Source organism: Flammeovirga sp. EKP202 (assembly GCF_014534745.1).
Lineage (GTDB): Bacteria > Bacteroidota > Bacteroidia > Cytophagales > Flammeovirgaceae > Flammeovirga.
Genome location: NZ_JACVVP010000061.1, coordinates 15,834 through 42,391 on the forward strand (window position 1 = coordinate 15,834; position 26,558 = coordinate 42,391).

Annotated in this window: 26 protein-coding genes; 16 read left to right on the top strand and 10 right to left on the bottom strand. The window is 34.3% G+C overall.

Annotated elements, in window-relative coordinates:
- The first annotated feature begins 215 nt into the window (after positions 1-215).
- From IC221_RS25090 to IC221_RS25100, 3 genes are all read left to right on the top strand, one after another.
- Positions 216-1,004 carry a S1/P1 nuclease gene (locus IC221_RS25090; RefSeq protein WP_188171585.1) on the top strand — a complete coding sequence of 263 codons (789 nt, stop codon included), beginning with the start codon at positions 216-218 and terminating at the stop codon, positions 1,002-1,004.
- A gap of 79 nt (positions 1,005-1,083) precedes the next feature.
- Positions 1,084-2,250, top strand: coding sequence for an MFS transporter (locus IC221_RS25095; protein ID WP_188171586.1), 1,167 nt, complete (start codon positions 1,084-1,086; stop codon positions 2,248-2,250).
- A 4-nt stretch (positions 2,251-2,254) separates the two neighbouring features.
- Positions 2,255-2,935: an HAD family phosphatase gene (locus tag IC221_RS25100; protein WP_188171587.1), complete on the top strand. Its 681-nt coding sequence runs from the start codon at positions 2,255-2,257 to the stop codon at positions 2,933-2,935.
- A 3-nt stretch (positions 2,936-2,938) separates the two neighbouring features.
- Here IC221_RS25100 and IC221_RS25105 read toward each other — a convergent pair whose 3' ends face one another.
- Positions 2,939-3,580, bottom strand: a complete 642-nt coding sequence (locus IC221_RS25105; protein WP_044201305.1) for a histidine phosphatase family protein — start codon at positions 3,578-3,580, stop codon at positions 2,939-2,941.
- Between the two features lie 187 nt (positions 3,581-3,767).
- Here IC221_RS25105 and IC221_RS25110 point away from each other — a divergent pair, with 187 nt between their 5' ends.
- The 5 genes from IC221_RS25110 (at position 3,768) to IC221_RS25130 (ending at position 7,819) form a co-directional block, all read left to right on the top strand.
- The gene (locus tag IC221_RS25110) at positions 3,768-4,157 is read left to right on the top strand and encodes a hotdog fold thioesterase (RefSeq protein ID WP_367397787.1); all 390 of its coding nucleotides are present in this window, start codon (positions 3,768-3,770) and stop codon (positions 4,155-4,157) included.
- A gap of 129 nt (positions 4,158-4,286) precedes the next feature.
- Positions 4,287-4,799: a hypothetical protein gene (locus IC221_RS25115; protein ID WP_188171589.1), complete on the top strand. Its 513-nt coding sequence runs from the start codon at positions 4,287-4,289 to the stop codon at positions 4,797-4,799.
- 21 nt (positions 4,800-4,820) lie between these two features.
- Positions 4,821-6,011: a HAMP domain-containing sensor histidine kinase gene (locus IC221_RS29955; RefSeq protein WP_188171590.1), complete on the top strand. Its 1,191-nt coding sequence runs from the start codon at positions 4,821-4,823 to the stop codon at positions 6,009-6,011.
- Positions 6,012-6,404: 393 nt separating this feature from the next.
- Positions 6,405-7,262, top strand: coding sequence for a carboxylating nicotinate-nucleotide diphosphorylase (nadC, locus tag IC221_RS25125; protein ID WP_188171591.1), 858 nt, complete (start codon positions 6,405-6,407; stop codon positions 7,260-7,262).
- Positions 7,263-7,270: 8 nt separating this feature from the next.
- Complete coding sequence (locus IC221_RS25130) at positions 7,271-7,819, top strand: hypothetical protein (protein ID WP_188171592.1); 549 nt, start codon at positions 7,271-7,273, stop codon at positions 7,817-7,819.
- Between the two features lie 36 nt (positions 7,820-7,855).
- On the opposite strand, the gene IC221_RS25135 is transcribed toward IC221_RS25130, so the two are convergent.
- Positions 7,856-8,647 (bottom strand): alpha/beta fold hydrolase, encoded by a 792-nt coding sequence (locus IC221_RS25135; protein WP_188171593.1) that lies wholly within the window; start codon positions 8,645-8,647, stop codon positions 7,856-7,858.
- Positions 8,648-8,710: 63 nt separating this feature from the next.
- Between IC221_RS25135 and IC221_RS25140 the strand changes: the two genes are divergently transcribed.
- Positions 8,711-9,625 carry a MerR family transcriptional regulator gene (locus tag IC221_RS25140; protein ID WP_188171594.1) on the top strand — a complete coding sequence of 305 codons (915 nt, stop codon included), beginning with the start codon at positions 8,711-8,713 and terminating at the stop codon, positions 9,623-9,625.
- Here IC221_RS25140 and folB read toward each other — a convergent pair.
- The 5 genes from folB to IC221_RS25165 are packed head-to-tail and all read right to left on the bottom strand — an operon-like array spanning position 9,602 to position 12,871.
- The gene (gene folB / locus IC221_RS25145; RefSeq protein ID WP_188171595.1) at positions 9,602-9,958 is read right to left on the bottom strand and encodes a dihydroneopterin aldolase; all 357 of its coding nucleotides are present in this window, start codon (positions 9,956-9,958) and stop codon (positions 9,602-9,604) included. The two genes, IC221_RS25140 and folB, sit on opposite strands and share 24 nt — an antisense overlap.
- A gap of 10 nt (positions 9,959-9,968) precedes the next feature.
- The gene (locus IC221_RS25150; protein WP_044201321.1) at positions 9,969-10,613 is read right to left on the bottom strand and encodes a DivIVA domain-containing protein; all 645 of its coding nucleotides are present in this window, start codon (positions 10,611-10,613) and stop codon (positions 9,969-9,971) included.
- A gap of 45 nt (positions 10,614-10,658) precedes the next feature.
- Positions 10,659-10,880, bottom strand: coding sequence for a hypothetical protein (locus tag IC221_RS25155; RefSeq protein WP_188171596.1), 222 nt, complete (start codon positions 10,878-10,880; stop codon positions 10,659-10,661).
- A gap of 3 nt (positions 10,881-10,883) precedes the next feature.
- Complete coding sequence (locus tag IC221_RS25160) at positions 10,884-11,384, bottom strand: hypothetical protein (protein ID WP_188171597.1); 501 nt, start codon at positions 11,382-11,384, stop codon at positions 10,884-10,886.
- Positions 11,381-12,871 (bottom strand): hypothetical protein, encoded by a 1,491-nt coding sequence (locus tag IC221_RS25165; RefSeq protein WP_188171598.1) that lies wholly within the window; start codon positions 12,869-12,871, stop codon positions 11,381-11,383. The genes IC221_RS25160 and IC221_RS25165 overlap by 4 nt, the downstream gene beginning before the upstream one ends.
- A 214-nt stretch (positions 12,872-13,085) precedes the next feature.
- Between IC221_RS25165 and IC221_RS25170 the strand changes: the two genes are divergently transcribed.
- Together IC221_RS25170 and IC221_RS25175 are read left to right on the top strand one after the other, a co-directional pair.
- Positions 13,086-13,970, top strand: a complete 885-nt coding sequence (locus IC221_RS25170; RefSeq protein ID WP_188171599.1) for a hypothetical protein — start codon at positions 13,086-13,088, stop codon at positions 13,968-13,970.
- A 3-nt stretch (positions 13,971-13,973) separates the two neighbouring features.
- Positions 13,974-15,086, top strand: coding sequence for a S41 family peptidase (locus IC221_RS25175; RefSeq protein WP_188171600.1), 1,113 nt, complete (start codon positions 13,974-13,976; stop codon positions 15,084-15,086).
- A 432-nt stretch (positions 15,087-15,518) separates the two neighbouring features.
- Here IC221_RS25175 and IC221_RS25180 read toward each other — a convergent pair whose 3' ends face one another.
- Positions 15,519-17,177, bottom strand: coding sequence for a 2-oxo acid dehydrogenase subunit E2 (locus IC221_RS25180; RefSeq protein ID WP_188171601.1), 1,659 nt, complete (start codon positions 17,175-17,177; stop codon positions 15,519-15,521).
- A gap of 352 nt (positions 17,178-17,529) precedes the next feature.
- Between IC221_RS25180 and IC221_RS25185 the strand changes: the two genes are divergently transcribed.
- The gene (locus IC221_RS25185; protein WP_188171602.1) at positions 17,530-21,090 is read left to right on the top strand and encodes a PD40 domain-containing protein; all 3,561 of its coding nucleotides are present in this window, start codon (positions 17,530-17,532) and stop codon (positions 21,088-21,090) included.
- An 18-nt stretch (positions 21,091-21,108) separates the two neighbouring features.
- A complete protein-coding gene (locus tag IC221_RS25190; RefSeq protein ID WP_188171603.1) occupies positions 21,109-21,537 on the top strand; it encodes a carboxypeptidase-like regulatory domain-containing protein in 429 nt (142 codons plus the stop codon).
- A gap of 139 nt (positions 21,538-21,676) precedes the next feature.
- Here IC221_RS25190 and IC221_RS25195 read toward each other — a convergent pair whose 3' ends face one another.
- Positions 21,677-22,750, bottom strand: a complete 1,074-nt coding sequence (locus IC221_RS25195) for a M42 family metallopeptidase (protein WP_188171604.1) — start codon at positions 22,748-22,750, stop codon at positions 21,677-21,679.
- Between the two features lie 207 nt (positions 22,751-22,957).
- On the opposite strand from IC221_RS25195, the gene pncA reads away from it, so the two are divergent.
- Positions 22,958-23,569, top strand: coding sequence for a bifunctional nicotinamidase/pyrazinamidase (pncA, locus tag IC221_RS25200; protein WP_188171605.1), 612 nt, complete (start codon positions 22,958-22,960; stop codon positions 23,567-23,569).
- 77 nt (positions 23,570-23,646) lie between these two features.
- Here the strand turns inward: pncA and IC221_RS25205 are convergent, their stop codons facing one another.
- Positions 23,647-24,201 carry a ferritin gene (locus IC221_RS25205; RefSeq protein ID WP_188171606.1) on the bottom strand — a complete coding sequence of 185 codons (555 nt, stop codon included), beginning with the start codon at positions 24,199-24,201 and terminating at the stop codon, positions 23,647-23,649.
- Positions 24,202-24,482: 281 nt separating this feature from the next.
- Here IC221_RS25205 and IC221_RS25210 point away from each other — a divergent pair, with 281 nt between their 5' ends.
- Positions 24,483-25,214 carry an electron transfer flavoprotein subunit beta/FixA family protein gene (locus IC221_RS25210; RefSeq protein WP_188171607.1) on the top strand — a complete coding sequence of 244 codons (732 nt, stop codon included), beginning with the start codon at positions 24,483-24,485 and terminating at the stop codon, positions 25,212-25,214.
- A gap of 41 nt (positions 25,215-25,255) precedes the next feature.
- Positions 25,256-26,209, top strand: a complete 954-nt coding sequence (locus IC221_RS25215; RefSeq protein WP_188171608.1) for an electron transfer flavoprotein subunit alpha/FixB family protein — start codon at positions 25,256-25,258, stop codon at positions 26,207-26,209.
- Positions 26,210-26,558 lie beyond the last annotated feature (349 nt).

Below are 26,558 nucleotides of genomic sequence, written 5' to 3' on the forward strand. Positions count from 1 at the left end.
ATAGAGTTATTGTAAAAATATGTGTAATACCAAGACAATAAGAATTAGTATACAAGTTTAATTAAATCTTGGGACTTATGGTATAGACAATTAACATTAAATGTTTGTCAATTATAAATGATAAAATATAAACATCAATCAATAAGCTTTGTTTGATATCATGTACCCTTTATCTTGCACACGATTAGAACAAAAATTTAACCAATCATATCAAAATGCGTCGAAATTACTATACTTTATCCTTATTCTCATTACTCCTAATTTTCTTGTTAAATCATTCTGAAGTATGGGCATGGGGACAAACAGGACATCGTGCCGTAGCACATGTCGCTGAAAATCATTTAACAAAAAAAGCAAAGAAAGAGTTGGAGAATATTCTAGGAGACTCTGCTTATCTGCCAATGGTTTCTACATGGATGGACGATATAAAATCAGATAAAAAATATAGCTTCATGTACTCTTGGCATTATATCAATATTGATGAAGGAGAAACTTTTGAGTCTATTGAAAGAAGCCCCAAAGGGGATATTGTTAAAGCTGTTGATGAAATGATTGCTATTTTAGAAGACGAAAGTGCTTCAAAAAGAAAAAAAGGTATGGCGGTGAAAGTGTTGACTCACTTGATTGGTGATTTACACCAACCTTTTCATGTAGGGAGAAAAACAGATTTAGGAGGCAATAAAGTAAAAGTCACATGGTTTGGCAAACCTTCCAATATACATAAGGTGTGGGATTCGGAAATGCTAAAGTCCAAAGAACTTTCTTATACTGAAGTTGCTTTTTATGTAGATAGAGCGACTAAGGAGGAAGTTGATAGGTTACAAAGTGCTTCTACTGTAGATATGATGAATGAATCATCTGAATTGGCAACAAAATATTATTCTAATATTGGTGATGGAAAACTTGGTTATAGATATCTATATGACCACTATGGAGTATTAGAAGAACGTATCAAAATAGCAGGAATTCGTTTAGCAGGGATTTTAAATAGGGCTTTTGCCTAAGTCTTTGAAACAATTCACTAGGGTACATTCTTTATAAGTTGAGGATGTACCCTTTTTTAATGATAAACTAAAAGAACAAATGACTCAAAATCAAAAAATATATACTCTAAACTTCTGGTTACTATGTAGTAGTTCGTTACTCTTTTTTACCAGTTTTAATATGATCATTCCAGAACTGCCTGATTATTTAACTTCTTTGGGTGGTGAAGAATATAAAGGATACATTATTTCAATATTTACGCTTTCAGCGGGTTTATCCCGACCTTTTAGTGGGAAATTGACGGATAGAGTAGGTAGGGTTCCTGTAATGGTAGTAGGTGTAGTGGTGAGTTGTGTGTGTACTTTGTTTTATCCACTGATAGGAAGTGTTGCTGCTTTTTTACTGATCCGGTTCTTTCATGGTTTCAGTACAGGATTTAAACCTACCGGTACCTCGGCTTATTTGGCTGATATTGTTCCATTTGAAAGAAGAGGAGAAGCATTGGGTATTTTAGGGTTCTGCTCAAGTACAGGAATTGGTTTGGGACCAATTATAGGGAGTTGGCTGGCTTTAGAAACAGATCTTGACACCATGTTTTATTGTGCCTCTGGCATTTCTTTATTGTCGATATTAATTTTATCAGGCCTAAAAGAAACGCTTGAAAACCCTGAGAAGCTGAGATTAGAGCATTTTAATATTAAAAGGAATGAAATTATAGATAAAAATGCATTATCACCATCCATTGTCATGCTTTTATGTACCACATCTTATGGCGTAATTCTCACGCTCATCCCTGATTATAGTAAATCATTGGGAATAGAGAATAAAGGGATGTTTTTTATGTTCTTTACGGGCGCATCAATGTTAGTAAGAGTATTTGCAGGGAGGTTGTCCGATCGTTATGGTAGGTTGCCTGTTTTAAAGTTCTCAACATTGATGTTGATGATTTCATTGGTCTGGATAGGTTTTGTTAGCACAGATTTAGAATTGTATTTGGGAGCGATTGTTTTAGGGCTAGGAATTGGTACTAATTCACCAACATTATATGCTTGGACTATTGATAGAAGTAATCCATTGCATAGAGGAAGAGCAATTGCCACAATGTACATTGCTTTAGAACTAGGTATAGGGTTAGGAGCATTGGGTTCAGGGTACATTTATGCAAATGAGCTTTCACAAATTGGATGGTCATTTATCTTGTCCGGAATCTTTTGTCTATTGGCCTTTTTATATATTACATTTGCACCATTAAGAGAAAAAAATTAAACTAATGAGATTCGAATATTTATTTTCTGATTGTGACGGTGTCATTATAGACAGTGAGATCGTTGCAGCAAGAGTAATGGTAAAATACATTAACTCATTTGGGGTTCCGATGACGGTTGATGAGTATTTAAGTAATTTTGCAGGACAAACATTCAGTGGAATTATGACAAAGCTCTCAAAAGAGCATGGTTTTACTCTTCCTGAAGATTTTATTACTCAAATTACCGATCAATACAAGGAAGCTGCAAAAACGGAAGATAAACCTATAAAAGGTACGAAAGCGGCATACGAGGCCATCGATCTTCCTAAGGCTATTATCTCAAATAGCTACAAAGAGCAGATTAACCATGCTGTTGATTTTACGGGATTGAGAAATGAATTTGGGAATAGAGTGTACTCTGGAGTAGAAAGTGTGGATAATCCTAAGCCTGCACCTGATGTGTATTTATTTGCAGCAAAAGATTTGGGTGTAGATCCGAGTAAAGTAGTGGTGATTGAAGATAGTACTAGTGGAGCGAAAGCCGGACTAGCAGCAGGTATGTATGTAATTGGTTTTATTGGAGCTTCTCACTTAAAGAGTGATCATGAACATACCCTGAAAACATTAGGGGTTAAAAATGTTATTCAGGATATGTCTGATTTGCCTGCATTAATTGAAAAGTTAAATGCAGAAGTTGAGAAATAAGAATTAGCTAGCATGTACTTTTGTTTGGATTTTTTCTAAGTGTCTGATGTCATTGGCCTGTACTATTCTAAAGAGGCCATTTTTGTAAACTAGATGATATAACGCAAGATTAGAATGTTCGTATTGGTCCATTTTACTTAAAGGTTCATCCATTAGGTAAGAAACCAATATTTTCATCGCACGACCATGCGTACAAATAAGAACATTTTTTTCATCCGTTTTTGATAAGATTTGATCCATTATTTCCTTTTGGCGTTTTACAACATCATTAGGAGATTCAGCATCTTCCAGTTTATAATCATAATTACCATTTTGCCATTCAAATAACAGCTTCATGTGGTTCTTATCATCTTGTTCTGTCAATTTTCGTCCTTCTTTTTCTCCCCAGCTGATTTCATTCAAACCATGGTGAGATTGAACAGGGACTCCTGATGCTGTAAATGGTAGAACTGTTTGATGTGTTCTTTTTAGATTAGAAGTATAAATCTTATCAAATGCGATGTGGTTATATTTCTTGAAAAAGGCTTCGGATTGAAGCGTTCCTAGTTCATTTAGATTGGAATCTATACTACTTCCTTGTACATATCCCTTTTTGTTAAAATCAGTCTCGCCATGCCTGATAATATAGATGTGTTTTGCATTCATAACTTAATTTAGACTTTTCTAATAAAATCATCTGATTAATGATTTAATGGTAAAACATATTTTTAAATTGCTTCCTCAAAGGAAAAGCTACTACCTTATTTTACGTAAAAAATGTTAGTTAAGTATAAAAAAAAATTAACCTTCATGTATGTTTAACAGTAAATTTACAATAAAAAATCTTAATAACTTGAGAGACAACATGCTTGGACACCTTGATATAGAATTTATTCAAGTTGAAAATGGACTAATCAGTGCTAAAATGCCTGTAGACCAAAGAACCAAGCAACCTATGGGTTTATTACATGGAGGTGCATCTTTAGTATTAGCAGAAACACTAGGTAGTGTTGGAGCACTAACTCATATAGATGATACTGAATTTGTACCTGTTGGTCAAGAAATCAATGCCAATCATATAAAAAGTACAAGAAATGGATTTGTCATCGGAACGGCAAAACCTGTTCATCTTGGAAAGAATTCTCACGTCTGGGAAATTAATATTACAGACGAAGACGGCGAATTGGTTTGTATTTCAAGAATGACGGTCGCGATTTTGAGAAAAAAGAAAAAAAAGGTTTAGCTTGATTCGTGGAATCAATGTAATATTTTAACCAAAAAAAAGTGCAAATTTTGAACTTTAGTAACACTTTTAGAGTTCTTCTTCGTTTTACGAAATTTGTTTTTTATCACTTATTGAAGATTTAATTTTATGGGAAATACCAAGATATGGATTGTAATACTTTTTATATTTATTTCATTGGGAATAGTAGGTATACAATCAGGTTGGTTTGTTGATATTCAGGTAGAAGAAAGAGATAATGAAGGTTGGGTTTTGTCTGGTTTAGAATATAAAGGTAAATTAGATAGTAAGAATTTTACACAATTATATGATTCTATTTCGCTTGAAGTTAAAAAGGGTAAATTGAAAGGTGAATTGGCCGCATTATTTTTTGAGAATCCTAACACTGATCAAGAAGTAAAAGCAATTGTTGGTGTAATTAGTAAAAATAAGCAATCAAAAGGGTACACTTACTTTGAGCAAAGCCCTTATAAAGAAGTATATTCAGAAATAGTATTAGGAGAAATGTTAACACCAAACCCTCAAAATGTGATTGAGGTACTTTCCAATAAAGCCGATACAGATTACCCTAATTTTAAAAAATTGTATTTAGAATACTATCCTAATGAGAGAAGTGTTGTTCAATCAATAATTCTACAATAATTAACCTAATTCAACCAAAGAGTGAAAGCACAGATTTATTCAAATAGAGTCACATTAAAAGTATTAGTAATTACTATTGGTTTAATCATTGGATTGACCTCTTTGGTGTATACAGAATTGTTGGTAGATGAATTAAGATTAAGAGAATACGATCAAATAGACTTTTTTGCTAAGGTTCAGGCAAAGTTAGCTTCAATGGGAGCAGAAGATAATGCAGATGTCACTTTTCTATTAATGGAAGTGATCAAAGGTAACGATCTGATTCCTGTTATTCTTGCAGATGAGAATGGTATACCGATCTCTTCTAAAAATATTACAATTCCGAAAGGTATAAATGTTGCGGAACAACAAGATTTCCTAATGAATAAAATCGAGGATATGAAGAAAGATTATGAACCAATTCGAATTGATTTTTCAAATGGCGAGATTCAATATATCTTTTACGCCGATTCAAATTTGGTAAGCAATCTTAGATTTGCCCCGATTATTCAACTTTCAGTCTTAGGTATATTAGCATTAACGGCTTATTTGGTATTCTCCACTTCAAGGCGAGCTGAACAAAATCAAGTTTGGGCAGGGTTAGCCAAAGAGACGGCTCATCAACTTGGAACACCGATTTCATCGTTGGTCGCTTGGATTGAGTATTTTAAGACAGATGAAGATTTTGATCAATCCATCATTGAGGAGCTTCAAAAAGATGTGACTCGATTGGAAATGATTACGCAACGTTTTTCAAATATTGGTTCTGAACCTGTATTAAAGCCAGTCAATTTGGAACCGTCAGTGAGAGGTGCTTTGGATTATATGTCGAAAAGAATCTCAAGCAAAGTGAAATTGGGTGTTCATTATGAAATCGACAGTCCGGTAGAAATCAATGTTAGTCTTCCATTGTTTGAATGGGTAATAGAAAACCTATGTCGAAATGCTGTAGATGCAATGAATGGTGTAGGAGAGCTCAATGTCTTTATTCGACTTACTCAACATAAAACAGCCGTTGAAATTGATGTAAAGGATACCGGTAAAGGTATTCCTAAAAATAAAGTAAGTAAGGTTTTCAATCCTGGTTATACCACTAAGAAGCGAGGTTGGGGTTTAGGACTTACATTGGTGAAAAGGATTATTGAGGAGTATCACGGAGGACGAATCTATATTCTTGAATCTACACCAGGTGTTGGAACTACATTTAGAATAGTAATGCCAATCGTAGTCTGATAACTTGTGTTCACTACTGTTAATAATGGAATTTATGTTGTGAATTATCCTATTATTTATGACCTTTGTCTTGGGTCGGTCACATATTGGATTTTTCAACGTGAACTCATATAAGGTGTACTGATTTTTGAAGAGCAGGCCTCAACTTTACTTCGGTAAAGTCATTCCTAGAATGTTAACAGTGGAAGGTCGACATAGTTCAGGAAACCTAATCTTGTTATAAAAGGAAGAATTCCAACCGGCCCTTTTTTATAGACAAAGCGATGCAATGCATGGCTTTTTTTATTGTTCTGTTATTACTAAACGATCAAGCATTTCAAAGAATTTATATTTTTCTTTTGTAAGATGGATTATATCGTTGAACAATAAATTCAATTGATTACTTTTGTGTCCGTGAAACCGAAATATTTAACAGAAGAAGCCATCAATGCGTTTATTACAACGGCATTGAATGAAGATATAGGAGATGGAGATCACTCAACACTTTCTGCAGTGCCGGAAGATGCTATCGAGTCAGCACAAATGATCTTCAAAGACAATGGTGTAATCGCAGGAATAGAAATTTCTAAGCGAATTTTTTTACACTTAGATCCTACAATGGAAATCGAGACTTTTGTAGAAGAGGGTGACCTTTTAAACAAAGGTGATATTGTAATGAAAATCAAAGGTAATGCTCGTGCTATTTTAATGGGTGAGCGCCTAGCTTTAAACTGTGCTCAACGAATGAGTGGTATTGCAACGCATACTCAAAGAGTTGTTAGCCTAATCAAAGATTCATCTACAAAAATTCTTGATACAAGAAAAACTACTCCCAATTTCAGATTAATGGAAAAATGGGCAGTGTTTATTGGTGGTGGACAAAATCACCGATTTGGTCTCTATGATATGGTAATGCTTAAGGATAATCATATTGATTATGCAGGAAGTATTGCTAAAGCAGTCAGTGAAACAAAAGCGTACTTAAAGGCGAAGAATAAAGACTTAAAAATTGAAGTTGAAACTCGTAACCTTGATGAAGTACGTCAAGCAATTGAAGCTGAAGTAGATGTGATCATGTTAGATAATATGGATGTGCCAACAATGAAGGAGGCTGTAGGTATTATTAATGGAAAATCAGATACAGAAGCGTCAGGAGGTGTTACTGAAGAAAAAGTAGCAGAAATTGCTTCAACAGGTGTCGATTTTATCTCGTTAGGTGCATTGACACATTCAAGTTTAAGTAAAGATATCAGCCTTAAAGCTGTAAAATAAAGCATATTATGACAATTAAGACAAAAAAATACCAACTAGAATCGAGTACTTATGTGAAGTTAGGCCTAATGGGTGTGATGAAAGAATTATGGTGGTTTTGGTTTATTCCTGCAGCTATCATTATCATTCCATCATTAATATGGCCCTCTTCTATCTGGTGGATGGTAGGTTTATCCGTATTCATTTCCGTTTTATATATTTTATTTTGGTGGGCACAATTTATGGGTGCAACTCAAATGGAACAAAGTAAAATGTTCTTTGAGAAGTTATCTTACGAAATTGATAGCCGTTTTATCATGATGAAGCGTAATGCTAAAGAAGGTATGCCAGTAAAATGGGAAATGGTGAAAAGCGTAAAAGTAACGAAAGAAGCTTTCGTATTGATGCTTGGTAACGATAATATTGAGGCAAATAAAGTACAACGTTTCTTTGCAAAACGTTTAGGTATGCCTTTATACTTACCTTTCTCGATCTTCCCTACAGAAGTTGCTAAAGGTTTTATGTTTAAATTATTAGAGCGTAAAGGTTTAATTGAAGCAGCTTCATCAGCTGAATAAAAAAACTTTTTATGTAATAAAAGACCTCATAGAGTTTTACTTCTGTGAGGTCTTTTTTTCAGTGATCCATTGTATACTTTCAATTAATACTTGATAGTGGTTAGCGTCAAAATATATAGTTTGCCCTTTGGGAAGTTTCCTTGCTACAGAACTTACTTTGCGAACTGTAATGATTTTGTCTTTTTGCCCAACAAGTAAATATAGCTTGGTGTTATGTTGAAGGAGGATTGTGAGTAACTTTTTATTTTTCAGTTGAGTATCTCTCAAAGCAATCCATGTATTGGCGACTTTTTCACTTTCTTGTGGAGAACCTAAGCTTTTTGAAGCAAATTGAAATAAATTTTGTTTAATCAATCTGAAGTTTGCCAATAGTTCCAGTGCATTGTGTATAACTTTTTGTTTTGACATTGCAAACCTGAAAATAGGAGCAACAAAAGTGTGAGTAACTACAGGAAATAGTGGATTTTTTGCAATTCCATCAGGAGCAATAAGGTATATTTCCTGAAAAAGTTGAGGCGCTTGTGAATAAAAAAAAGTGGCAAGTCGGGAACCAATTGAGTAACCAAGTAGGTTTATTTCATCAAAATCATTTCCTTCAAGATATACTTTGAGATCTCTCCAAAGAAGATGAATATTGTTGTTTGAATTGTTACTACCGTGAAATGGCAAATCTATACTTAATATTGCATATTGTGATAATTGATTTGATAAGATCTTGAAAATCTCAGCACGCTGACCATAGCCGTGTATGCAAATAATAATTCTTTTATTATTTTGATGTGAATTATAATAATGAAATGAAGGGTTTTTAAGTAAATGATCTTTCAAAAGTTAAAACAATTTTAATGACAAAATGTTATTGGAGTACTAATTTAGAATATGTAAAGTAATATGAGTACTTACACAATAAAAGATTTAGAACACCTTACTGGAATAAAAGCACATACTCTAAGGATTTGGGAACAACGCTACAAAATTATTATTCCTAAACGCTCAGAGACAAACATTCGTTACTATGATGATGATGACCTAAAATTAATGCTTAACGTTTCGTTACTTAATTCACATGGTATTAAAATTTCAAAGATAGCGAAGTTAACGCAAGAACAAATCCGGGAGGAGGTTTTTAATGTCATGAGCTCAAGTGACAATTATTCAGATCAAATCACCCAGTTAACTACATGTATGCTTAACTTTGACGAATTTCAATTCGAAAAAGTCATTTCAACAGCTATTTTAAAATATAGCTTTGAGGAAAGCATGATCAACATAATTTTACCTTTCTTGACAAGGGTCGGTTTTCTGTGGCAAATAGGAGCGATTTCACCAGCACAAGAGCATTTTATCTCCCATCTTGTACGACAAAAAATTATCGTAGCTTTAGATGCCATTATGTTGAGAGATGATAAAGGGAAACCACGTTTTACGCTTTTTTTACCAGAAGGAGAGTTGCATGAGATCACTTTACTTTTTGCTTGTTATATCATCAAGTCAAGAGGTTTTAAAGTAACTTATCTAGGTCAGTCATTGCCATTAGAAGAGTTGAAAGCAGTTTACAAGACTACACCTTGCGAGTATATGTTGACGGTATCTACCTCACTACTTAAAACTGGTAATTTACAGGATTATATTTTAGATCTTGGTAATGCATTTCCCAATGCTAAAATTCTTTTAACAGGAAGACAGATTATTGGTATGGATTACGAAATGACTGAAAATGCAGAGCTACTACCAAGTTTACCTGGTTTTATAGGTTTGATTGACAATTTAGCTAAGAATTTCTCACTGAGTGATGTTGATGCTTGATGCATAACATACTCCACCAATAGGGGGATTATATTTTTTGATTTTTACGGTAACCTGAAAAGCTGTTTTAGGCCATTTTTGATATATTCTATCAACAATCTTTTGCCCTAAGTGCTCTAGAAGTTTGCACGAAACACTCATTTCACTATTTACTATATCATACAAATCCATATAATTGATAGTACCTTCTAGATTGTCAGTTTGTGCTGCATTATCAAAGTTGGTGTCCACAGAAAGGTCAACACCATATTTATTACCTATTTTTTGTTCTTCTTCAAAAAATCCGTGGTATGCAAAAAATTCTAGCCCTTCTAGAGCAATAGTATGTTTCATTGTGAATCGATTAGTCAAGATTTAAATCCTCAAAAAAGTTGGTATTTAAAGAATCGTCAACGGCAATTTTGTCCTGCATTTTCTTAGTTTGTTCTTTTTGAGCTTTTACAGCTTCTTGATCGCTATATGCCAACTTTTTGATTGCTTTTAACCTTCTTGCTTCACCTAAAGTTTTCTCGGCCATATCACTTAAGGCTTCCAAAAGCTTATCAGAATAATTATCAATAGCTTGATAATCTCTTTTGATCATTTTAGTGTTTTTGCGTAGGGTATCCATTTCATGTTGATACCTTTTTTGTACCTCTTCCATTGCTTTTTGAGCTCTGTCTTCCGCTTCTTGAACAATAAATTGAGCACGTTGCTGAGCATTTGCGAGCATGGCTGAAGTTTGAGATTTAGTATCATCTATTGCCTTTTGTCGAGCATTTTCGGCATTATTGATACTATCTATCATCTTATCTTCAAGTTCTTCGAATTTTTGTAGCCTCTTTCTATTTTCTTCTAATTGTTGAAGCATTGTATCATTCTGAGATTTTAAATCTTCTACTTCTTTGGCTACTTTATGTAAAAGTCTGCTAACATCTTTGGTGTCATAGCCGCCAAAGATCTTTTTTTTGATATTACTGTTGATGATGTCGTTTGGTTCAATACTCATGATGATAGAACAATTCCGTGCAGTTTTTTATTTGTTTCCCTTAAATTAGTCTTCATCAAGACATTTTTCCAAATTTTTCTCAATATCTTCCCAATATGAAGTATTAGTTTCTGGAACTGGGATAGGATCTTCACCTGTTTGTATTCTCCAATAATTGGAATTGTAAAGACACTTCTTTTGATATTCAGACAATTGATTAAACTTGGCGTAGTTGGTACTTTTGCCTTTTTGTGCTAATAAAGTTTGGTATATTTCTTTACTTTTCATTTTCTAAAATCCTTTATTTTTCAAATTTAACTCTTCGTAGCCAACTTCAAAAATTCCTTCTTCAATCCAAAAGCCAATTGCTTTTTTGTTATCAATGAAGCAATAGATCACTTCACCACTGTATTGATTTTCTTCATCTTTATAATTGAATTGAATATTTAAGAAGTTCTGATACAAAAAGCCCTTTCCTGATTGAATTTGACTACTTATGCCTAGGTCCCATTTTGAAAACCATTTTCCATTCTCAATCAATGATAAATTTAAATTTCCACTATAAGTACTATCAGTAGCCCATGTATTATGACCATGAACAGCATAGTTTCCTTCAATGGAAGTGATTTTTTGAAGTGGAACTACTGCTTCAATTTTACCGTGAAGTGAACAATATGCATGATATAATTCTTGAAACCGTTCCACTATATTTTCTTCAGAGATTGCCTGTTCCCAATAGTGTATGGATGATTGTGGTTTGAATATTTCTTTGATCCAATTTATAAGTCTCATTCTGAAGATTGTCCAATATTATATGTGAATCCAAGGAATAAGCTCAAAGTATTTTCACGTATTCCCATAGAGTGATCTCTTCTCCCTTGCAAAACTATGCGATCTTCAGGAGAAAATTCAACAGGATTAGAAAAATTAGCAACTTGCTTTAAATTCTTTCCTCTAGAAAGGGAATACTGTAGTCCAGCGATTATATCTGTTTTGAAAATTTTAAATTGTGCACCACCTGTAAAGTGATATTGGTTTAATGAAAATGTAGTGATTTCTGAAGGGAATTTATTGTCTCCTCCTCCAGTGTAAGGAGTGTAGGTAAAATCGGTCCTAAAACCTCCTATTAGTTCAATATTTTGATTGACATTACCTCTCATTCCTACAGCGACATTAGTGACATTACGATGCTGTGCTTTGTAGTTCAACCAATTTTCAGTTTTAAAACCAATAATATTATTCGTTACGAATGCTTCTGGCGGCATATCAGTAATAAGGTTATACCTTTTAATGGGAGCAAAATATTCAACTGTAAAATATAATGATGACTTTTTTCTAAAATATGTGGCACCAAAAGCAACACTGAATGGCTCTTTGAATCGGGTTTCTAATTCTTCTTGTTGTTCAGTTGCCAACATATTAGGAAGAGGTTGATCGTCGACATTATTTACATTTTGTACACTCACTTCTCTATAAACCTTTGATGTGCCAGCATAAGCCATCGTTGGAGTCGTGATATTAAGCCCTAAATGAAGATCATTCAGTGTATATTTAAATCCAATTTTAAGCAAGAATCTAGAAGTATACCCTTTGATATTTTGGACATTGGCAAAATTAGCAATGTAAAAATCTTCAATATCAATGGCTGCTCCTTTTTCAATGTTGTAGGCTTTTGTTTCTAAATTGTAATCGTAGTTAATGACAGCATAAGAATGAAACGCACTAACACCAAAACTGAATTTATCTGAGTATTTTTTGGCCATACCTATCCCTATCCAATAATCTTCATACTCCATTCTATAGTAGAAATCTCCGATATATTCTTCAATCCCAGGAAGAGATTTAATAATATCTAATTGTTGTGCTGTTCTACTTCTTATTTCAGATGAGATATTATCCCTTGTAAAACTGGCCAATTCAATACTGGTTTTATCCCAATTTCTAGGTCGAAGTAAAAAGGCTACAAAACGAGGTTGTACCTTAAAATCCCAATCTGAATAACTATCTCCACCACCCAATGCATCATCATACCTGAAGATATAAGTACTAAAAATGTTCGCAGAAATGGAAAAAGTTTTATAATCTATATCGGCAATTTGTGATGGATTATAAAAGATAGAAGCAATTCCACTACCACCTCCCACTACAGCACCAGAAAGTAAACTAGCATCCGTATTAAAGCTATTGCTCCAATACCTGCCTGTTTGAGCGAAAAGTGAGGTTGAAAAAAATAATAAAAAAATGGAAATCAGTAGCTTGTAAGAAAGAGATTGAACCATAAAAAATTATTGCTTTTAAGTTCTGATAGTAAGAAGAGATATGAATGATTTCAATTATTAAAGTAAAAGAAAATAAAAATACGTTTCCTTTCCCTTTAATATTCAAAATAAAATTAAGTATAAATCATGAATATTTTCATTTTATATATGAAAAAGGTTCATTAACTTCATTGATGATAATTACTTTTTTATCTATTCATCTAAATCAATTAAAATGAGTCTCACCAAGAGCTTACGAATACTAAGTATCTTATTGCTCTCTTATTTTACTTTACCTAATACTTATGGTCAATCTGATTCATTAAGTAATACCCCAAAGTATAGAGAACAATTTATTTTCTTTGGAACAACCCTGAATGTATCTTCAAAATCTAGAGATGCAGCGTTTTCACCTCTGTTATATGAAGGTCCAGGTATTGGAGGGAATGGCGGTTTTATCACCAGAAATGAACAGTTTGAGTTCCTTTTCGATGGAGGTTTTACTTTTGGAATAATGAGAACCGATTTAGCTGGGAACACTGATACAGGTGGTAATATTTTTTACACTGTTCCTATTCATACTCACGCCTTATGGACTATTAATTCAGTGTTTAAAGGCACTCCCAATGCATTTTTAAGAGTAGGAGGGGCTGTTGATTTTACAGGTAACTTTAGAGGTAACTTTTCATACACCAACTCAGCACTAAATTTTGAATATATTTCGGGTATTGGTCCTGGAGCACAATTAGGATGGGATCTACATCTTAATAAAACGGGTAAATTCTTCAGAAAAAGGGATAGGGACCTGACATTTTTATGGACCATTTCACTTCCGATAATGGGAACTTATATGCGTCCTAGCTTCAATACAATTAGTGATTTTACAACTGGTGCTAATTTTATTTCAGGAGGAGCAAAACAAAATTTTGCTTTTATCGGTGATCTCGTTCAATTCAATTCAAGATTAGAGATGTATTATAGATTGCATAATAAAAATGCTTTCAAGCTTTTTTATGAATGGAAATATTTTGCAGTGAATGAAGGAAGTAGCGGGAATACCCAAGGTGCATATCATCAATTAGGTTTAGCATTTATGTTTAATGTCACGGGAAATAAATAAAAAATGAAAACAAATCAATTTAAAACTGTTGTCTTAAGTGTTTTTGTAGCTGTTTTTTTATTTGGCTGTGAAAACTTATTTATAGAAAAAGATCCAGGGAGTAATCATAGGGCATCATTTGATTACTTATGGAATAAGGTCAATGAACAATACTCTTATCTTGAACTCAAAAATATTGATTGGGATAGTGTTTATACTGAATATAGTCCAAAAGTTGAGGATGATATGCCTCAAGAACTGTTTTTCAGCTTGATGTTTGATATGCTGAAGACATTAGAAGATGGTCATGTCAATTTATATTCTCCATTTAGTGTTTCAAGGTACCCTGAACTGGCAGTGCCGGATTCCAATTATAGTACTCGAATTGTAAGGACTACTTATTTGAGTGAGCAATATTTTGTGACAGGTCCTTTACAACATGATTTTATTCATAGAATAAATGATGATGGTCAGAAAGTAATTGACACTTTACATGTTAATGGTAACCCTAATGATATTCGAGGTATTGGATATGTGAGATATAGTAGTTTTGCATCCTTAATATCAAATTATGATATCGATTATGTGATTTCAAGGTACGGAAGATCTACTGCAGGTTTAATTATTGATGTGAGAAGTAATGGGGGAGGTTCTCCACTAAATATATTCCAATTATGTGAACGCTTTATTCCAGCGGATGCAGGGGAGACAATCCTTTATTATAGTAGAAATAAGGTAGGTCCTGGTGAAAATGATTTTGACGATTGGGTATCTGCTACAATATCACCTTCAGGACTTTATTACCCTGGGAAAATTGTAATATTGACAGATAGAAGTTGTTATAGTGCAACCTCATATTTTGCAACAGCAATGAAAGCTGTTCAAAAGTTGAGAGATGTGAAGATTATTGGAGTACCAACGGGTGGTGGTTTAGGCGCTCCAAGAGGAGGACAGCTGCCTAATGGATGGTATTATAGGATGTCAGTAACTCAAACTAGATCCGTAGATGGAGATTTAGACTTTGAATTAGGTGTTCCTCCTGATATTTATCAGACTCAGAACCCATCTGATACTCAAAAGAATATTGATACAATTTTAGAGACGGCAATTGATGAAATAAAGCATGGTCAATGGTAGTTGTTTTACATTTTGTTATACAGAAATGATCTTTTTTGTAAAAAATAAAATAAAAATCATTTTTCCTGTAACATTTTTTGTTCACATACCGTTAATATAAATGCGAATAATACTAAAGATAAGCTGTCTAACGACAGAGGACGATTAATCCAATCACAAAAAAAGCACAACATGTTTTGTATGTTGTGCTTTTTTGTATTTAAGTACTACTAATTTTTTGGTGTGTACGACGCTAAAAAACGTTTTAATAATGGTTCTATTTAGCGTTTTTTGAAGGAAATAATCGCAAAACAATAAATAGAATTAGTATTAAATAATTTTGTCTTGGCACTTAATATCTATTTGAAATAGACTATTTCCCAAATGTGTGGCCATAAAAAAAAGCAGTTCTACCGAAGTAAAACTGCTTTTGAATTTATCTTGAGATCTTAATTAAACTAAGATTCTAACTGGATCTTCTAATAAACCTTTCAATGTATGTAAGAAGGCTGCACCGATAGCACCGTCAACAGATCTGTGATCACAAGTAAGTGTAATTTTCATTACGTTACCTGGTACGATTTGACCGTTTTTCACTACAGGAACCTGCTTAATACCACCTACTGCTAAGATACAAGAAGCAGGAGCATTGATGATCGAAGTGAATTGCTCAATTCCAAACATACCTAAGTTTGAAATAGTGAACGTTGCACCAGACATTTCATCTAAAGAAAGTTTCTTGTCTTTTGCTTTACCTGCCATTTCTTTCACAGTACTAGAAATCTGAGATAGAGACATTAAGTCCGTATTTCTGATTACTGGAACTACTAAACCGTCAGGAATTGCAACCGCTACACCAACGTTTACGTGGCTAGCCACTTTGATTGAATCACCTTCAACTAAAGAGTTTACCATAGGGTGTTGCTTCAATGAAGCCGCAACAGCTTTTACTACGATATCGTTGAAAGATACTTTAACGTCAGGAAGCTCGTTCATAGACTTTCTAGCTTTGATAGCATTGTCCATGTCGATGTCCATTGTCAAGTAGAAGTGAGGAGCACCAAATTGAGAAGCAGTAAGGTTTCTTGAGATAGCCTTACGCATACTGTTCATTGGTTGATCATCAAAACTTTCTACACCAAGTGGAGCTGCTACAGCTGCAGGAGCCGCAGGTGCTGTTGTTGGAGCAGGAACATAAGCCTCAACGTCTCTTTTAATTACTCTACCGTGCTCGCCTGAACCAGGAATCATTGCGATGTTGAAACCTTTGTCTTCTGCCATTTTCTTTGCTAATGGAGAAGCAAAAACTCTCTTACCGTCATGTTCAGGAGCTGGAGCTGCGTCACGTGATTGTGGAGTAGAAGCTACTGGGGCTGCTTTAGGTGCAGGAGCTGCTGCTTTTGGAGCTGGTGCCGCTGCAGGAGCCGGAGCTGGTGCTTCAGCTGCAGGAGCTGCCGCCGGAGCCGCTGATTTAGCTTCTTCAGCTTTAAGAAGTGTTTCAAAGTCAGCACCCTCTTCACCGATGATAGCAATTACGCCATCAACAGGAACAGAACCACCGTCTTCAACAGCTACATATAATAACTTACCTTCATCGTAAGATTCTAATTCCATTGTAGCCTTGTCTGTTTGAACTTCAGCAAGGATATCGCCAGCCTCAACGTCGTCACCAACTTTCATTAACCATTGTGAAATGGTACCGTCAGTCATGGTATCAGACATTTTAGGCATTTTAACTACAACAGCATTAATACCTGAAGTATCAATTGCCTCTGCAGCAGGTGCAGGGGCTGCAGCTGGAGCTTCAGTAGGTGCTGGAGCTTCTGCAGCAGGAGCAGCATTACCACCATCAAGAAGAGATTGGAAATCTTCTCCTTCTTCACCAACAATAGCAATAATTCCGTCTACAGGAACTGCTTCTTTTTCTTGAACTGCAATGTAAAGTAGAATACCATCTTCATAGTTTTCTAACTCCATAGTTGCTTTATCAGTTTCAACCTCTGCGATCACATCGCCTGAAGCGATTTCATCGCCTACTTTTACTAACCAAGATGCTATTACGCCTTCTGTCATCGTATCTGACATCTTAGGCATTCTGATTACTTCTGCCATAATCTAATTAAGACTGTATTTTTTTATTGTCTTTTACCAATTTTTCGTTTTCAAGCCAAAAATAAACAGATTATTTGAGAATATCAGAAAAATATTAGGTTTAAGTCACCAATAAAAAATGATCAAAAGCAGAAAATGGTGATCTTTTGTATTTTTTAGTAAACATTCGTCAATTTTTTTTATTAAATTAATTGTAGTCAATCTCGAAAAATATCTTAATTTCGATATGGCTGATAGTAAGCTATCTTTTTATTAACTCTTTTTGTGATGTGCGGGATTAAGTTAAATCGTGTGCAGCATTATCTATCTATTTAAATATCTGACAGCTCCTAGAACGGGCAACCTTTATAATATGAACCGACACTGCAAATTATTTATTTCAATCTTAGTATTGTTCTTGTTTGCTACAACAAGTATAAATGCTCAACATTTTTTCCGTTTGGAGAATTTTGGGAAAAATAGGGTACAATATGAGATTTTTGATTGGAGTTACATCGAAACAGAACATTTTGAACTCTACTATTATGGTTATGGTATTACAATTGCCAAAATAGCCGGTGAAATAGCCGAAAGGGAATATCAAGATATTACCGAAACAGTAGGGTATGCTCCTTATTTTAAAACAAAGATTTTAGTCTATAATTCTATTCAGGATCTTCGTCAAAGTAATATTGGTATCAATCAACAAGGATACGCTATTACTGGACAAACGAGTTTTATCCGCTCAGAAGTAGAGGTGGCTTTTAGTGGAGCAAAGTATCTTTTTGAAGAAGATGTCAAAAGGAGTATTGCTGATGCCCTTATTTTTGAAATGATGTACGGTGGGTCATTAAAAGATATGATCAAGTCGAGTTATCTGATGAATCTTCCGAATTGGTTCATAGTGGGAGCTTCAGATTATATAGCTCGTGGTTGGTCTAGAGATATGGATGATAAAGTCAGAGATTTCTTTTCAAGACACCCTAAGAAATTTCCTAACATTAGATATTTAGAAGGTGAAAATGCCAAAATAGTAGGTCAGTCCATATGGAATTACCTTGTAGAGAAATATGGGAAAAGTAATATGGCATCTATTCTAAACCTTACAAGAATTGTAAGAGATGAGAAGATTGCCATTCAAAATACTTTAGGTTTATCTTATGAAGAGTTTATTGAAGGTTGGAAAAAGTTTTATTTGGATGAACATGAATCCTTAGAACAAAACTATAAAGATATTGACGCGGATGAGTCTATCTCCAAAAATAGAAAGTCAAGAATATATAATAAAATCAATATTAGCCCTGATGGAACACGGTTAGCCTACACCGAAAATGAGAGAGGGAAATATAAAATCAATGTTTATGACCTTCAGCAGAAAAAAATACGAACTGTATTTAAAAGTGGTTACAAGGTAGTCAATCAACAAATCGATTATGATGTGCCGCTTGTAGATTGGATCAGCAGAGACGAGTTGGTTATTTTCTCGCAGAAGAAGGGGCAGAACTACATGTTCATTTACAATTTATCAAAAGGTGGCTTTAATACATTCTTTAGATATCTGAAAAGAGAAATCGAATTTAAATTTGATCATATCAATGATGTTTCTGTTTCTCCTAATGGAAAGAAAATCGCAATGAGTGCTGAAAGAAGAGGACAAACAGATATTTATGAACATAATATTGCAAGACGTAGAACGAGACAAATTACAAAAGATTATTTTGATGACGTGACTCCTTCCTATCTACCTAATGGTTCTGACATTATTTTTAGTTCTAATAGAACTGTTGACTCCACTAAAACCAAAACAGGAGAATTGGAAGATATAACAGGCACATTTAATCTATTTGTCTATTCTAAATCCAACCCTCAAAAATTAGAAAGAATTACAAATAACTTAGGAAAGGATTTTAAACCCTCAATTTTAGACGAGAATCATCTTCTTTTCCTCAGTGATAGAAAAGGGATTACTAACTTCTTTGTTTATGATTTAAAAGATTCATTAGTAAGACAAGTCTCAAACTTTAAGTATAGTGTGAAAGATTATACTACTTATAAGGGAGATATTGCATATGTAGCTTACAATGAAGAAAAAGAACATATATATACAGGAAGCATTAATCCAGATAAGACCATTTTTACTCCTAAAACGAAGAGACAGCAAATAATGGATCTTCGAGAATTGAGGGAGATTAAAAAGAAAAAAGAGTTACAAGCAAAACGTAAACGTGAGGCTGAAGCGAGAATGGCCCTTCTTAGAGAACAACAAAGACAAAAGGAACTAAAAAGAATTCAAGATTCAATTTTCCAAGCAAAGCAAGAGGAAGAACAACTCAGAAAGATTTTAGCAGATACAGCAGATACTGTTTATGAAGGGGATGATATTGTTTGGGATGATTCGATTCAGGTCGAGGATAAATCTTTGCCAGTAGTAGTATTACAGGATACTGCAAAAAAGGTAAACGATCAGCCTGATGTTGTAGTGGCTCAAAAAGAGGCTGAACCTGTTGTAGAGGGAGATCCTTTTGATGAAGAAATTGATTTCGATAATTATTCTTTTGTTACTACAAAGGGAACTGGGAATAAGGGGCCTGATATTGGTATACTTCCTCAGAAGCCAACTTACACTGATAGTGAGGAAGAAGATAAAGCCAATACCGATAATTATAAATTCTTCTCTTATAGTAAAAATAAAAGAGATGCGTTTTGGAGTAAATACAATGATCGATTAAAAGCTAAACAAGAGGCGTCCGCAAGAAAATCGATGTTCTCTAAATCACAAGATTATGAGATACGTTTTTCTGTAGATGGATTTAATACAAATATGCGATTTGACCCATTAATGGGTTCAGGTTTACAGTTTGAGGTAATGATGACGGATGCAATGGAAAACCACAAGATCAATGCTGGTTTGTTTGGTACGTTCTCCTTAAATAATGGTAACTTCTTTGCGGAATACCTTTATTTAAAACACCGATTGGATTATAGTGTAAGGTATGAAAGGCAGTCTTTAGAGATTGAGCAGTTGCAGCATCGTTACAGTAAAAATTATTATGAAGTGGGGGTAGCCTTACCTGTTAGTATTAGAAGTAGAATAGAGGTACTTCCATTTTTAACTACAACACGTTTTACAGATACATCTATAAGTGGTTTGAGTGATAGTGATATAAATCGTTATTGGACAGGTTTTAATATTGAATATATATTTGATAATAGCTTAGAGAGAGGAAAAAACATGTTGATAGGCACAAGAGCAAAAATTAGATATGAAAACTATGTAGGCCTCAATAGTTCTTCCTTAAATTTCCAAAACATATCTTTTGATATTAGACATTACCAGAAAGTGTTAAGATCAATGACTTTAGCATTAAGAGGTTCAGCGGGATCATTCTTTGGCGAAAGTCCTAAAACATATCGTTTGGGAGGAATGGAAAACTGGGCATTTGGTAGTATGGATAATGACCCAAGAGGAGTGCCAGAGAACAGCAATGATATTCCAGATTTAACTGATTTGATGTTTACAAAATTTACAACACCGCTTAGAGGTTTTAATTGGAATAAATGGGAGGGCGAAAACTATATGGTTTTCAATGCCGAGTTAAGAATGCCAGTGATGAAGTTTTTAACTAAACGTCCAGTTAAATCAAAATTATTGAGAGATTTACAGTTTACAGTTTTCTTTGATATTGGATCGGCTTGGACAGGTGTAAGCCCATTTGAAGAAGATAATAGTTTGAATACAGAAGATATTGGTCCAGTAGGGTCGTTTGATGCCACAGTGAAAAACTTCAGATATCCATTCTTAATGGGGCATGGTGTAGGTGCACGTACCACATTATTAGGATATTATCTGAAATTAGATGTAGCATGGGGAATTGAAGATGGATTTAGACAAACAGATCCTAAGTATTATGTATCTTTAGGACATGATTTTTAAACTCTAATTTATCTTTTTATGAAAACAACGAACTTACTATCAATTTTATCAGGGGTTATTTTATTAATTGTGACATCTAGTTTTAATGTCATCCCTAAATCTGAAAGCCCATTCGCTTTGATTGGTCTTCAAGTGACTGTCTTAGATGAGAAAGGAAATGTAGTAAAAGGGGCTGATGTAGTACTTTACTCTAATGAGGATGATGCATTTGATGAAACAAATGGTATCAAAGCCAAAACAAAGACCAATGAAAATGGTAGAGTGAAGTTTACAAAAGGCCTAAAAGAAATATCTTATTATATAGTTGCCACTAAAGGTGATATGAGAAGTGAAGATGATTTGAAATCTTCGAAATTGAAAAAAAATAAAATGAACAAGGTCAATGTCATTATTTCAAAAGGTAATGGTATGTCAATGCCTAAAGTGACTGGAGGTAAAAAACAGTAATTTTATTTTTAAGAAATATCTTGAACTCAAAAAGGTCCTCTTAGTAGTATAAATACTAAGGGGACCTTTTTATCTACAAATTCAAAATTAACTATGATTTATTTTTGAATTTGTACTTTTTTAAAAAAGCTAATACCAATTATTTGATATATCTGAAATCATGCTCATTAGGCAATTGCTTCAAGAATTCAGTCATCAGTTTAATTGTATTTTCAATATCATCAGCGTGTGCGGTTTCTACCGTTGTGTGCATATATTTCAATGGTAATGAAATAAGAGCAGAAGGGACACCTCCATTAGAATAAGCGAAAGCATCAGTATCAGTACCTGTAACTCTAGAAGATGCAGCACGTTGGAAAGGAATTTCTTTCTCTTTAGCCGTATTGACAAGCATCTTAAAGAGGTTGTTTTGTACTGCTGGAGCCACTGTTAATACAGGCCCATTTCCACCTTTTGTATCACCTTCTAGTTGTTTATTGTACATTGGAGCAGAAGAATCATGACACACATCAGTAACTACTGCAACATTAGGTTTAATAGTTTGTGTGATCATCTCAGCACCTCTTAATCCAACTTCTTCTTGTACCGCATTGACTACATATAAACCAAAAGGGACTTTATGTTTTTCTTCACTTAACCTTCTTGCTACCTCAGCGATCATAAAACCACCAATACGGTTGTCCAAGGCTCTACCAGAGAAATAGCGTCCTTTGTTAAGCTCACGAAGTTCGTCTTCATAGGTGATGACAGTACCTACCACAATACCCATTTCTTCCACTTCTTCTTTAGAAGCTGCTCCAACATCAATAAATATATTATCTAAAGAAGGATTTGCTTCTTTACCTGGCTTTCTAGTATGAATTGCAGGCCATCCAAAAACGCCTTCTACAACGCCATTTTCACCATGTAGTAAAACTCTCTTGGAAGGTGCAATTTGATGGTCTGAACCGCCGTTTCTAATAACGTAGATATATCCTTCCGGAGTAATGTAATTGACATACCAAGCAATCTCATCAGCGTGAGCTTCAATGACAACTTTATAAGGAGCTTCAGGATTTACTACAGCTACGGCAGTACCATAGTTGTCTACAAATGAAGAGTCAACAAAGGGTTTTACATAATCTAACCAGATTTTTTGACCTTCTGCTTCGTGTCCTGTAGGTGATGGGTTATTTAAATATTTATATAAAAAGTCTTTACTTTTTTTATCCATTTTTCGAAAAAATTAATGGTGTATAATAGAATCAATTACGTTTATAGTAGTAGTCAACTTCACTTTTAGGTATGATTTTGCTAATAGTAAAGTGACAAACCTATTTCAAGTTACATAGATACATTTATTCTAATAACAACTTTGTGTATTTTTTTAAATGTTATTGTAAATTGTCTTATTATTAAAATAAAATATTCAAACTTACATATGCGTGCATTGTTAATTGTTGATGTACAAAATGATTTTGTTTCAGGCGGTGCTTTAGAGGTACCAGAGGGGGATCAAATCATACCAACAATAAATAAAATATCATCAAAATTCGATCTTGTAGTAGCCACAAAAGATTGGCATCCTGAGGAGCATCTAAGTTTTGCCGACAATCATGATGGCAAAGAATTAGGACAAATTATTGACTTGGAGGGGCTTCCTCAAATTTTGTGGCCTATACATTGTGTTCAAAATTCTGAAGGATCAGAATTTGTATCGTCACTGGATACCTCCAATATTGATGCTGTTTATAAAAAGGGAACAGATATTAGTATTGACAGTTACAGTGCCTTTTTTGATAATGGAAAAAGAAAGGATACGGGGCTTAGTCAATACTTGAAAAATAAAGAGGTGACTGAAGTTTATGTCACTGGGCTTGCAACTGATTATTGTGTCAAATTTACAGCCTTGGACGCAGTATCTTGTGGGTTTAAAACCTTTGTGATTGAAGATGCGACTAAAGGTGTTAACTTAAAACCGAATGATGTCCAGAATGCTTTCACAGATATGAAAGTTTCAGGAATAAGAGTGATACAAAGCACCGAGGTTTAAATCTCTTTATACCTTCCAAATCATAAATAAAAAGAGGTAGCATACGAAAAGAAAAATCGTAGGCTACCTCTATTTTTTTATGCTTCTGCAGATGGATCCTCTTCAGATTGCTGTCCAATACGACCAATTTCTTGATCAATTAACCATAAACCTTGAGGACTATCCTCACCAATTAAATCAAAAGCATCTAAAATTGTACGAGCTGTTTCTTCTTCTTCACGTTGTTCTGCTACGAACCATTGTAAAAATTGGAAGGTAGAAAAATCCTTTGCTTGAAAGCAGCAATCTACAATTTCATTAATTGCCTTGGTAACTTTTACTTCGTGCTCTAGCACTAGTTCAAAGATTTGGCGTAACGATTCAAACTCATGTGGTACTGTAGTGATTTCAGCGGCCAAAGCATGACCTCCTACGGCATTGATATATTTAAAAAACTTCAACATATGTTGACGTTCTTCTTCTGCATGATCGTATAAAAACTCTGCTGATTTTACGTACCCCTCACGTTCACACCAAGAGGCAAATGAAAGATAAAATTGAGAAGATTGATCTTCAAGCTGAACTTGTTGGTTCAACATTTTTTCAACATTCCCATCTAACGCGGTTTGTAATCTTTTTTTTGCAATTCCCATTTGAAATTTTTTTTGAGTGTAAATGTTATTCTTCTTAACTTCTTTTCAGAATTCGATGGTTTTCGATTGATACAAATATATATGTTAATATAATTTTTTGTGTTTGAAAATGTTTAATACTATATCGAGAAACCACTTTTTATACAATCTTTTATATTTATTCTAAATAAAACTTGCAATTTATTATGCTTGCATACTATTTTAGCTCTACCAATAAAAAGAATTTAAGATAATTATTGCTTTCTACCACAGAAAGTAATCACCAATTAATAACACAACACATGAAAATTTTAGTTTGCATTAGTCACGTACCTGACACCACTACTAAAATCAAGTTTGCAGATAATAAGCTTGACACTAATGGAGTTCAATTTATCATCGGACCTTATGATGACTTTGCTTTAGCAAGGGCTGTAGAAATAAAAGAAGCTACAGGTGGAACTGTTACTGTTCTCAATGTAGGAGAGGCAGACACTGAACCATCAATCCGAAAAGCATTGGCTATTGGAGCCGATAATGCCGTAAGAGTAAATGCAGCGCCTATAGATTCACTATTTGTGGCTCAACAAATTGTAGAGCATGCAAAATCTGAAAATTATGATATGATTTTAATGGGGCGTGAATCCTCAGATTATAATTCAGGCCTAGTACATGGTTTAGTGGGGGAGTTGATGGGATGGCCTTCAATTGCTCCTGCTATGAAGTTAGAGGTAGACGGAACGACAGCTAAGCTAAGTAGAGAAATCGAAGGTGGACATGAAGATGTTGAAGTTGCAATGCCATTTGTGGCGGGTTGTCAAGAACCAATTGCAGAATGGAAGATTCCTAATATGAGAGGAATTATGATGGCTAGAAAAAAGCCACTTCAAGTTGTAGAACCTGTAGGAGTTGAAGGAGTTACTTCTTACAAATCATTTGAATTACCTGAAGCTAAGGCTGAATGTAAAATGGTCGATGCAGGACAAATGGATGAACTTGTAGGTTTGTTGAAAAACGAAGCTAGAGTCCTTTAATCATTATTATCTCAACTTAAACACATAAAATAACAAAAAACATGTCAGTATTAGTATTTATAGAAGCAGACAATGGAGTCATTAAGAAATCTTCATTAGAAGCAGTAACATATGGATCAAAATTAGGTGAAGTAACAGCTGTTGCAATGGGAAGTATTGATGCTTCTGAATTAGCAGGAGTTGGTAAATATGGAGCAACCAAAGTATTGCATTGTTCTGATGAACGACTAAACGATGGTGTAATCTCAGCTACAGCCAAATTAATTGCAGAAGCAGCAGGCCAAGCAGGAACTGATGTAGTAATTATGTCTCGTTCTTCTTTAGTTGACGCTGTTGCGGCAAGAGTAGCCATTAAAATGGGAGCAAGTGTAGTCGCGAACGTACAAGAGCTACCTGATACTTCTAATGGTTTTGTAGTAAAACGTGGAGTATTTACAGGGAAAGCCTATGCATTTGTGGAAGTGCCAGAAGGTAAGAAAGTACTTACTGTTACTAAAAATGTAGTGCAATTAGAAGAGACAGGCTCAGATGCACCGGTAGAAGAAATCACAGTGGCATTTGATGATGCTGATTTCGGAGTGAAAAGAGTCGGTGTTCATAAGCAAGAAGGCGATATTTTATTACCAGAGGCAGATTTAGTAGTCTCTGCGGGAAGAGGCATGAAAGGGCCAGAAAACTGGCAAATGATTGAGGATTTAGCGTCTACTCTTGGAGCGGCAACTGCTTGTTCTAAACCAGTTTCAGATATGGATTGGCGTCCACATCACGAGCACGTAGGACAAACAGGAATCAAAGTAGCTCCTCAGTTATATATTGCGGTTGGTATCTCTGGTGCGATCCAGCATTTGGCAGGGGTAAACTCTTCCAAAGTGATTGTTGCTATCAACAAAGATCCTGAAGCTCCTTTCTTCAAAGCGGCTGATTATGGGGTAGTTGGAGATGCTTTTGAAGTGGTTCCCAAATTGATTGAAGCATTGAAAAGCAACCAAAATTAATTTATAAGTGTAAAAGAAGAACTATTTTTAAGATTTATTTGTTAATTAACATTTCATCTGTTGATAATTATTAATAGTTCTATATCTTTGTAATACTTCGAAGGATTAATTGTCTTTTACGAAGATTTTTTAAACTTAGTCGGAAATTTTTCCTCATTCTGGCAAAACTACTGATGAAAATCGTATAAGAACCTTACCATGAAAGTGGTAAGGTTCAGTCATTTATAATGGTTTTGGTTTAATTTTCACCTAAGATATTATATCGGGTCACTAACAAAAAGTGGGCAAAAAACATAATGTTGTTATCTTTGTCATGTTATGAATGATGATTTATTAGCCTTGTTTTTCC